Source organism: Xanthobacter pollutisoli (assembly GCF_040044995.1).
GTDB lineage: Bacteria > Pseudomonadota > Alphaproteobacteria > Rhizobiales > Xanthobacteraceae > Xanthobacter.
Map to the genome: position 1 here is coordinate 1 of NZ_JBDZDP010000046.1, position 8650 is coordinate 8650.

Here is an 8650-nt window from a genome sequence, read left to right on the forward strand (position 1 = left end):
CGACGGGATCTGCCGCTGCGCCAAGCCAGAAGCTCCGCGCCAGACCCCGCCGCTCACACCGCCGAACAGGCCAAACCCCACCGCCAGAGCGAACTCACCGCTGGATAAAAGTTGGGGGCAACGTCAGGCCCAGCGTCGAATCGTCCGGCTTCCGCTCGAGCCAATCGCGAAGCATCCGGCACCGCAGATGCACTGGCGGCGCCACGCCTCGAATCGCAGCCTGCTCTGAAGATGGTGTCAGTCCCGACCCCGTGACCCGCGGGCCGGAAGGACGCGGTGGGTAATCCAGTTGGCGATTTCGCGGGTCCTCACGTCGCGGGAGATCACCGCGCCGTCAATGCCGTGACGCCAGGCAAGGGCCGCGTTGCCGGGTTCGCGCTCGAAATGCTCGAGATCGGCAATGAATGCGGCCTCCTCTTCCTCATCCGGGAAAAATCCTTCCGCAACGAGGGAGGGGCGCAGGCGGCGAAAGATCGCGGCCATCTCGCGGAAAGGATATTCCGGGTGATACTGCACCCCCCAGCACACAGTGCGCCCCACGGGGATTTCGGCGGCCTGGACCACCGAATGATCGTTGCTGGCGAGAAGCCGCGCGCCCGCCGGCAAGGTTTCCACCTCATCGAGGTGCACGGTCATGGCCTCGAACACCGCGGGCTTGCCGTCAAAGAGCGGATGGTCGGCGCCCTCCTGTGTCAGACGGATGCGGCGGCCGAAGCCCACCTCCCGACCGCGCGGATTGCGCCGCACCTGACCGCCGGCCGCGACCGTCAGGAGTTGCAAACCCCAGCAACTGCCGAAGATGGGCACCTCGGTGGTGAAGGCGGTGCGCATCAGCTCAATCTGCTGGGAGATCTCCGTGCCGCCGTTGTAGATGTTGAGTGACGAGCCGGTGATGGCGATGCCGTCGTAGCCCTCGATGCCGCCGGCATCGGGCAGGTTCGTGCCCGGATCGGCCGGATAGCAGATGTCGACGGTGACCTGGCCGGGAAAAAGTTCGCGCAGCAGCTGGGCGTAGCCCTCGCTTGCCGCCTGCCCGCCGAAAGCCACCTGCCGCGCCCGCGCCTCCGCGGTGTTTCCCTCGACGACAAGAAGACGAGCGGCGCGCATGATGATCCTGCAGGTTGGAAACAAGAAGCTCCAGCATAAAGAGCAATTTGACCAAACCGAGAAGATTTCGCCGAATATCCCTCAGGCGCGCCGGCTGCGTGCCTCGACCACCAGGAGATAGGCGCCCGAGGCGATGACGATGGCCGCCCCGGCCAGCGTCCAGGGGCTCGGCACCTGTCCGAACACCAGCCAGCCCAGGGCGATCATGCTGAGAATCTGAGTGTAGATGTAGGGGGCGAGCGTCGCGGCCGGCGCCCGCGCATGGGCGAGGATGAGCACGAAATGTCCGACGCCTGCGATGCCGCCGAGCCCGAGCATAGCGCCGAACACCAGCGGTTCGTGCGGCGTCTCCCACACGAACGGCAACGGCAGGCTGGCCGCGATCGACCCCACAAGGGAGGAATAGAACAAGGTGGTGGTGCTGGAATCGGTGCGCGCCAGCATGCGCGTGGTGATGGAATAGAGGGCGTAGGTGCACGCGGCGCACAGGCACAGGATGGCGGCGGGATGGATGCCACCCGCCCCCGGCCGCACCACCAGCAGGATGCCGCTGAACCCCACCATGATGGCGATCCAGCGCTTCGCCCCGACCCGCTCGCCCAGCATCGGCCCGGCGAACAGGGCGACGAAGAAGGGGATCGAAAACATGATGGAGACGGTCTGATCGAGCTGAAGAAACTGGAGGGCCGTGAAGTTCAGCGCCGTCGTCATGAAAAGGAGCGCAGATCGGCCGATCTGCAGCAGCGGCCGCGTCGTGCGCATCAGCCCGGGCACGCTCCAGGGATTGAACACGAGCAGCGAGAAGGCGAAGTGGATGACGTAGCGGGCCCACACCACGACGAAGACATTGATGTGCCCGCTCAGCCACTTGGCCAAAGTGTCGGTCAGCGCGAAGCTCATGACCGCAAGGCACATGAGGGCGATGCCGATGAAGGGCGCGTGCGCCGGCGCGATCTTGGGACCCTCCGGCGCACGCATGGGAAGAACCCTCAGTAGGTGGCGCGCCCGCCGGAGAGATCGAAGACCGCGCCCGTGGTGAAGGAGCAGTCGGCCGAGGCGGCGAAGGCGATGGTGGCGGCCACCTCGTCCACCTGCACGAAGCGCCCGCGTGGGATCTTCGACAGCATGTAGTCGATATGCTGCTGGCTCATCTGGTCGAAAATGGCGGTGCGCGCCGCGGCGGGCGTCACGCAATTGACCGCGATGTCGTACTCCGCCAGCTCCTTGCCGAGGGATTTGGTGAGCGCGATCACCCCTGCCTTGGAGGCCGAATAGGCCGAGGCGTTGGGATTGCCTTCCTTGCCGGCGATGGAGGCGACGTTCACGATACGCCCGTAGCGCTGGGCGATCATGTGCGGGGTCACCGCCCGGCAGCAGAAGAAGGGGCCGTCGAGATTGATGGCCATCACCCGCTTCCACTCCTCCTCGGGATAGTCCCAGACCTTCATGTTGGCGCCGGCGATGCCCGCGTTGTTGACCAGAATGTCGATGCGCCCGAAGGCGGCGTGCACCTCCGTCACCGCCCGTTCCACGTCGGCGAGGCGGGTCACGTCCACGGTCATGGGCGTCACCCGGGCGCGGCCGAGCTCGTCGGCGGTCTTCACCACGAGGTCGGTGTCGCGATCGAAGATGGCGACCTTGGCGCCGGAGGCGAGGAAGCGCTCCACCACCGCGCGGCCGATGCCCTGCGCGCCGCCGGTGACGATGGCGAAACGGTCCTTGAGATCGATGGCGTTGCTCATGTTTCCCCCCGTTCTGCGCCGGCTTGCCGGCATTCGTTGGCCGATGACGCCAGTGGCGGACCCGCCGATTCTGGCGCCTTAATCGTTTCAATCAGCCATAGCGCGCGGACCGCCCGGAGGAAAGTGGGACGGTGGCGCGTGAGACGCATGGACGGGCGAGCTGTCCATGCGTCCGGCGCAAGGCCGGAACGGTCGCGCCCAAGAAAGAGGGAGGAAGTGCCGTCATGCTGGCTGCGCCGTGCCCGGACTCAATTGTCCTCGTCCTCGTCGCCCGCCTCCGCCTCGTCGTCGAGGCCGCCGTCGGCACCGAGGCGCAGGGCCAGGTTCTTTTCCACCTTGCGCAGCAATTTGCGCAGGCGCTTGCGTTCCTTGCTGTCGAGGCCGGTCACCATCTCGGCCTCAAGCTGGTCCCACACGCCATCGATGGAGGCGCCGCGCTCGCGGCCGGCGTCGGTCAGAAAAACCCGCACCAGCCGGCCGTCGCCGTCGGTGGCGCGGCGCTCCACCAGCCCCTGGGTGGTCAGGCGGGCGATGGTCTTGGAGGCGGTGGGCGGGCGCACGCGCAAGGCTGTGGCGAGGTCGCCCATGGTGCGCCCGTCCTGCTCGCTCAACATCTTGAGCACCGCTTCCTGTCCGGGAAAAAGCCCCAGCGCGGCCAGAAGGCGGGCCGAAAGCGCCTTCTGCAGGCGTGCCGTGTGGGTCAGCCGGTAGCCGATGGTCTTCTGAACCGGATCCTTCATGTCATCCCCCGCCCCAGCCACCCGCGCATCCCCTCACGGGCCGCCGGCGCCGCACACTTATCCACGTGCCGGCTTACAATTTTGCGAAGGTGCGCTGCGACGGTGCCGCGCGCGACCCGAGCGCAAACCTTAAGGCCGGCCGGGCGCGCTTGACAGGGAGGCCGCCGCGTCGCTTGGTTCGCCCATGACTTCTTCCGTCCGCCCGGACGTTGCCCCGAAGACCGTCGACACTGGCCCGAGCGTGGCCGAGGCGCGGCGCGAGGCAGACGATCCGCATTCCTCCGTGGTGCGCTTCGGCGCCGATGCTCCGCTGAAGCTCGATGCGGGCGTCGCCCTGCCGCACCTTCAGATCGCTTACCAGACCTACGGCGAGCCCAATGCGGCCGGGACTAACGCGATCCTCGTCTGCCACGCCCTCACGGGCGACCAGCATGCGGCGAGCCTCAATCCCGTCACCGGCAAGCCGGGCTGGTGGGAGACCATGGTCGGCCCCGGCAAGCCCATCGACACGGAGCGCTTCTTCGTCATCTGCTCCAACGTGCTCGGCGGCTGCATGGGGACGACGGGCCCCTCGTCCACCAATCCCGCCACCGGCCGGCCCTATGGCGTCGACATGCCCATCGTCACCATCCGAGACATGGTGAACGCGCAGGCCATGCTGCTCGACCATCTCGGCATCGAGAAGCTGCTGTGCGTCGCCGGCGGCTCCATGGGCGGCATGCAGGTGCTGCAATGGGCGGCGAGCTATCCCGAGCGGGTGTTCTCGGCCCTGCCCATCGCCACCGGAGCGCGACATTCGGCGCAGAACATCGCCTTCCACGAGGTCGGCCGCCAGGCGGTGATGGCCGATCCCGACTGGCGCGGCGGCCGCTATCTGGCAGATGGGGTGACGCCGCACCGCGGCCTCGCCGTGGCGCGCATGGCGGCGCACATCACCTATATGTCCGACCAGTCGCTGCACAAGAAATTCGGCCGTCGGCTGCAGAACCGCGAGATGCCCACCTTCGGCTTCGATGCCGACTTCCAGGTGGAGAGCTATCTGCGCCACCAGGGGGAGTCGTTCGTCCAGCGGTTCGATCCCAATTCCTATCTCTATGTGACGCGCGCCATGGACTATTTCGACCTCGCCGCGGACTACGGCGGGGTTCTCGCCAACGCCTTCCGCGGCTCGAAGACGCGCTTCTGCCTCGCCTCCTTCACCTCGGACTGGCTCTTTCCCACCGAGGAGGCGCGCACCATCGTGCATGCGCTCAACGCCTCGGGCGCGAGCGTCTCCTTCACCGAGATCGAGAGCGACAAGGGGCATGACGCCTTCCTGCTGCACGAGCCGGAGCTGTTCGCCATCGCCCGCGGCTTCCTCGACAGCGCGGCGCGGGCCCTCGGCCTGCCGGCCGGGAGGGGCGCGTGAGCATCGCTTTGCGCCAGCCGGTGCTGGATGAAGGGGTGGTGCGCCAGCAGGGCGGCCGCGTCGACCTCGTGGTGGTGGCCGAGATGGTGGCGCCCGGCTCCCGCGTGCTGGACGTCGGGTCCGGCGACGGCGCGCTGCTGGAGCTGCTTGCCACCACCCGGGCCTGCGACGCCCGCGGCATCGAGCTGTCGCGCGAGGGGGTGAATGCGGGCGTGGCGCGCGGCCTCGCCGTGATTCAGGGCGACGCCGACGTGGACCTCGCCCATTATCCCGACGACGCCTTCGACTACGTCATCCTGTCCCAGACGCTGCAGGCCACGCGACGGCCGCGCTGGGTGATGGAGCAGATGCTGCGCATTGGCCGCCGCGCGGTGGTGTCCTTCCCCAATTTCGGCCACTGGCGCTCGCGTCTCGACCTGCTGGTCAACGGTCGCATGCCGGTGACGGACAACATGCCCATCGCCTGGTACGAGACCCCCAACATCCACTTCTGCACCATCCGCGACTTCGTCGCCCTGGTGGAGGTGCTGGACGCGCGGATCGAGAAAGCAGTGGCGCTGGATTCCTCCGGCCATCGCGTGCGGGTGAACATGCCCTGGTGGGTGTGGAACCTCCTGGGCGAGCAGGCGGTCTTCCTGCTTACGCGGAAGGGCTGAGGCGCGCGGGTTCCGGCCGCGGTTTGTCGAAGGCGGGCCCGCCGCTGCGATCGGACAGCATCGCCTCGACCTCCCTCAGATAGCGTTGCGAGACCGGCGCGCTCACCCCGTTGGCGAGATGGAGGCGCCCCGCGCGGCCAGCCCGCTCGAATCTGGTGATGGCTGAGTCCGCGACCCACCAGGAGCGATGCACCTGTCGACCGGGCGTCGGCCGGGTCTCGGCGATTGCGTCGGACAGGCGCAGCAGCACGAGGCCGGACCCGCGCTCGGTGTGGACGCGGGCGTAGTGATCCTCCATCTCGACCGCAACCAGCGCGCCCCGCACGGCGGGCGGCAGGCGCGCAACGAGCGCAATCGGGGCCGCGCCGGCCGCGGCGGGGAGAGGGTCCGCCGGCTGCAGCGGTGCCTCGGCGTCAGCGCGGCGCACCCGATCCGCCTCCCGGCTCTTGGCAGGCTCGGACTGCAGGCCGAAGGTGCCACGCGCGATCAGGGACACGCCGGCGCCGAGGATGATGATCTGGAAATAGAGCGCCACCACCTTGGTGGGGTAGGGCAGCCAGCCGGTGAGCATATGGGTCGCAGGCGCCACCACGATCATGATCGGAGCCGCGGTGGCGGCAACGGCGGCGAGCCAGCGCAACTGTGGGGGCCGCCTGCGGGCGATGCCATGAATCTCGAACAGGCGCTCGGCGACGGCCAGCGACACGAACCAGCAGGCCAACACCCCGGCCCAGTAGCCGGCGCGCGGCAGAAATTCCTGCTCGGTCACGTCGAACGGGCCGATCCAGGCAAAAACGGGGCTGAGTGCCAGGGCGAAAACACCCTCGGCGGCCCGTTGGCGGATCCACGGATTCGTCTGGAAACTGGCGAATTCACGCATCGCGACGGTCCCGGCCCCACAGGTTCGGGACAGATTGCCGAATAGTTTGGCGCAATTGCGAAGCCGTCCTCGTGGCTCGGGTTGGACGCTGGCAAACGGGAGCCACCCCTCCCCGCAGCAACGAGCAAGAGCCCTTATGCCCGATGCCCAGGCCGCGCCCGCCGGCGCCTTCCCCGCCTGCTGTCCCAGCTTTGTCCCGCTCGCCGCCATCGGCACGCTGATGCTGACGGTGGCGCGCGGATTCAGCGCAGAACTCGCCGCCACCGACGCCACGCAGCCCTCCGCCGCGTCCTTGTTTCAGGCGCCCACCCTCGATCGTCTCGCCTTCGTCGGCGAAAAGCTCGCCGAATGGAAAGTCGTGCTGGGTGGCGGCGCCTTGATCGCCCCCAAGTTCGAGGGTTCGGACGAATATGAGGTCAGCCCGGTGCCGTTCGTCTCGGCCGCGTTCGGCGACTGGATGACGTTCGACCCCCGTGGCGCCACGGTAGGATTACGCCCTATCGGCGGCGTCCACCTGAGCGCGCGCCTCGGCTACGACACCGGCCGCCAGAAGGACGATTCCGCTCATCTGCGGGGGCTTGGCGACATCGACTTCGGTGCCGTGCTCGGCGTCCGCGCGGCCTACCAGGCCGGGCCGCTCGAATTCTACACCGCGCTCGACCGCATCGTCGGCGGCAGCGACGGCCTTCAGGCGCGGTTCGGGGCCGATGCGTCCTTCAGTTACGAACGGTTCCGGATCACGGCCGGCATCTCGGCAACGTGGTCGGACGAGACCTACATGTCGGCCTATTTCGGCGTGACGCCGCTCCAGTCGCTGCGGTCCGGCCTGCCGATCTACAGCCTCGGCGCGGGCCTCAAGCGGTTCGACGTGACCGCGGCGGCGACTTACATGGTGACCGACAAATGGCTGGTCCGCGGACAGGCGGGCTTCGGCTATCTCCTCGGTGACGCCGGCGACAGCCCCATCGTCCAGAGCAAGAGTCAGCCGTCCGGGATGCTGACGATCGGCTACCGTTTCTAGGTGAGGACCCTATCCCGCCGGCACGCCCCCCGGCACCATGACGGGCTCGAGCGCCGGCTCGGCCACCCGGCTCGGGCGGCGCACGGCCACGGGGCGGTAGAGCTGCTTGGTGGCCTCCACCACCAGTGCCCCGGCGAACGGCAGCGACAGGCGGGAGCCCACGCGCTCCCACGCCACCGCGGTGCGCAGGAACCAGCGGCTCGGCGGCGCATAGAGCGCCTCGTCCCAGCCCACCGGGGTGAACAGCGCCTCGCGCAGCAGCCGCACCACCTGGCCGCGGGAGAAGGGGCGGCCGTTGCCGAACGGGGTGGTGTCGAGCCGCGCCCACACGCCCCGCCGGTTGGGCACGACGGCGAGAAGACGTCCGCCCGGCGCCAGGACCCGCCAGACCTCGCTGAGCATCTCGGCGGCGTTGGGCGTCATCTCCAGGGCGTGCACCGCCACCACCCGGTCCATGCTCGCCGTCGGGAGGGGCAGGAGGGTCTCGTCGGCGAGGGTGGCGAGGGTCGGGGCGGCGGAGGGCCAGCGCACCACGCCCTGGGCCGCCGGCATCACCGCGATGCAGCGCTCGGCCTCCTCGCGGAACACGCCGAGATAGGGCGTCGCATAGCCGAGCCCGAGCACCCTCATACCGGTGACGTTGTCGAACCGCGCACGGATGGCGCGGCCGAGCAGCCGACGGGTCATGATTCCCACCGGCTGAGCGTAGAAATTGCGCAGGTCGACGACGTCGAGAAACATGACCCCTCTCATCCCGGCGCCCGGGGTGCGCCGGATGCGCGCAGCCCAAAGGGTGCCATCCGCACGGACGCACCCCGGGCCGTTTATGGCGCACCCGCCAAGCTACCGCATCCATGCGGATGCGCAGCCCGTCTTCCTTCCCGATCGGCTGGCCCCTTCCGGGGTGGGGGCAGCCGCCCGGCCCGGGGACGGGCGCCGCTCGCTCTTCCGCTTCCGGTCTTAATAGAGGGCTCAATTCGCATTAGCTATGCATGATCCGATTTGGTAGGCTGGCGGTCTGCACGCAGGAGGCGAAGATGGACCGGCAAGACTACATGGCGTGGCTTTCGCAGATCGACGACCTCTCGGCGGAGCA

The 8650-nt window shown here is 68.5% G+C and carries 10 protein-coding genes; 4 read left to right on the plus strand and 6 right to left on the minus strand.

From position 1 onward, the window contains the following. Nucleotides 1-229: hypothetical protein (locus ABLE93_RS26310; RefSeq protein ID WP_348842631.1), on the plus strand; the 229-nt coding region annotated here is incomplete at its 5' end. Between the two features lie 8 nt (nucleotides 230-237). On the opposite strand, the gene ABLE93_RS26315 is transcribed toward ABLE93_RS26310, so the two are convergent. The 4 genes from ABLE93_RS26315 to ABLE93_RS26330 form a co-directional block, all read right to left on the minus strand. Next, nucleotides 238-1107 (minus strand): type 1 glutamine amidotransferase, encoded by an 870-nt coding sequence (locus ABLE93_RS26315; protein WP_348842632.1) that lies wholly within the window; start codon nucleotides 1105-1107, stop codon nucleotides 238-240. Between the two features lie 81 nt (nucleotides 1108-1188). After that, nucleotides 1189-2085 (minus strand): DMT family transporter, encoded by an 897-nt coding sequence (locus tag ABLE93_RS26320; RefSeq protein ID WP_348842633.1) that lies wholly within the window; start codon nucleotides 2083-2085, stop codon nucleotides 1189-1191. An 11-nt stretch (nucleotides 2086-2096) separates the two neighbouring features. Further along, the gene (locus tag ABLE93_RS26325) at nucleotides 2097-2849 is read right to left on the minus strand and encodes an SDR family NAD(P)-dependent oxidoreductase (RefSeq protein WP_348842634.1); all 753 of its coding nucleotides are present in this window, start codon (nucleotides 2847-2849) and stop codon (nucleotides 2097-2099) included. A gap of 248 nt (nucleotides 2850-3097) precedes the next feature. Further along, on the minus strand, nucleotides 3098-3589 hold the full coding sequence (locus tag ABLE93_RS26330) for a MarR family winged helix-turn-helix transcriptional regulator (protein ID WP_348842635.1): 492 nt from the start codon (nucleotides 3587-3589) through the stop codon (nucleotides 3098-3100). A gap of 184 nt (nucleotides 3590-3773) precedes the next feature. Between ABLE93_RS26330 and metX the strand changes: the two genes are divergently transcribed. Continuing rightward, nucleotides 3774-4997 (plus strand): homoserine O-acetyltransferase MetX, encoded by a 1224-nt coding sequence (gene metX, locus ABLE93_RS26335; RefSeq protein ID WP_348842636.1) that lies wholly within the window; start codon nucleotides 3774-3776, stop codon nucleotides 4995-4997. 2 nt (nucleotides 4998-4999) lie between these two features. Beyond that, nucleotides 5000-5653, plus strand: coding sequence for a methionine biosynthesis protein MetW (gene metW / locus ABLE93_RS26340; RefSeq protein ID WP_348842640.1), 654 nt, complete (start codon nucleotides 5000-5002; stop codon nucleotides 5651-5653). On the opposite strand, the gene ABLE93_RS26345 is transcribed toward metW, so the two are convergent. Then, entirely contained in the window at nucleotides 5637-6533 is an 897-nt protein-coding gene (locus tag ABLE93_RS26345; RefSeq protein WP_348842637.1) for a LytTR family DNA-binding domain-containing protein, read from the minus strand. The genes metW and ABLE93_RS26345 overlap by 17 nt on opposite strands. A 136-nt stretch (nucleotides 6534-6669) precedes the next feature. On the opposite strand from ABLE93_RS26345, the gene ABLE93_RS26350 reads away from it, so the two are divergent. After that, nucleotides 6670-7554 carry a MipA/OmpV family protein gene (locus tag ABLE93_RS26350; protein WP_348842638.1) on the plus strand — a complete coding sequence of 295 codons (885 nt, stop codon included), beginning with the start codon at nucleotides 6670-6672 and terminating at the stop codon, nucleotides 7552-7554. Nucleotides 7555-7563: 9 nt separating this feature from the next. On the opposite strand, the gene ABLE93_RS26355 is transcribed toward ABLE93_RS26350, so the two are convergent. Continuing rightward, nucleotides 7564-8295 (minus strand): class I SAM-dependent methyltransferase, encoded by a 732-nt coding sequence (locus ABLE93_RS26355; protein ID WP_348842639.1) that lies wholly within the window; start codon nucleotides 8293-8295, stop codon nucleotides 7564-7566. Nucleotides 8296-8650 lie beyond the last annotated feature (355 nt).

Bases quoted from the DNA above. Each gene is read 5' to 3' on its own strand.
- ABLE93_RS26315 (WP_348842632.1), bottom strand. From the start codon at position 1,107: ATGCGCGCCGCTCGTCTTCTTGTCGTCGAGGGAAACACCGCGGAGGCG.
- ABLE93_RS26320 (WP_348842633.1), bottom strand. From the start codon at position 2,085: ATGCGTGCGCCGGAGGGTCCCAAGATCGCGCCGGCGCACGCGCCCTTC.
- ABLE93_RS26325 (WP_348842634.1), bottom strand. From the start codon at position 2,849: ATGAGCAACGCCATCGATCTCAAGGACCGTTTCGCCATCGTCACCGGC.
- ABLE93_RS26330 (WP_348842635.1), bottom strand. From the start codon at position 3,589: ATGAAGGATCCGGTTCAGAAGACCATCGGCTACCGGCTGACCCACACG.
- metX (WP_348842636.1), top strand. From the start codon at position 3,774: ATGACTTCTTCCGTCCGCCCGGACGTTGCCCCGAAGACCGTCGACACT.
- ABLE93_RS26345 (WP_348842637.1), bottom strand. From the start codon at position 6,533: ATGCGTGAATTCGCCAGTTTCCAGACGAATCCGTGGATCCGCCAACGG.
- ABLE93_RS26350 (WP_348842638.1), top strand. From the start codon at position 6,670: ATGCCCGATGCCCAGGCCGCGCCCGCCGGCGCCTTCCCCGCCTGCTGT.
- ABLE93_RS26355 (WP_348842639.1), bottom strand. From the start codon at position 8,295: ATGTTTCTCGACGTCGTCGACCTGCGCAATTTCTACGCTCAGCCGGTG.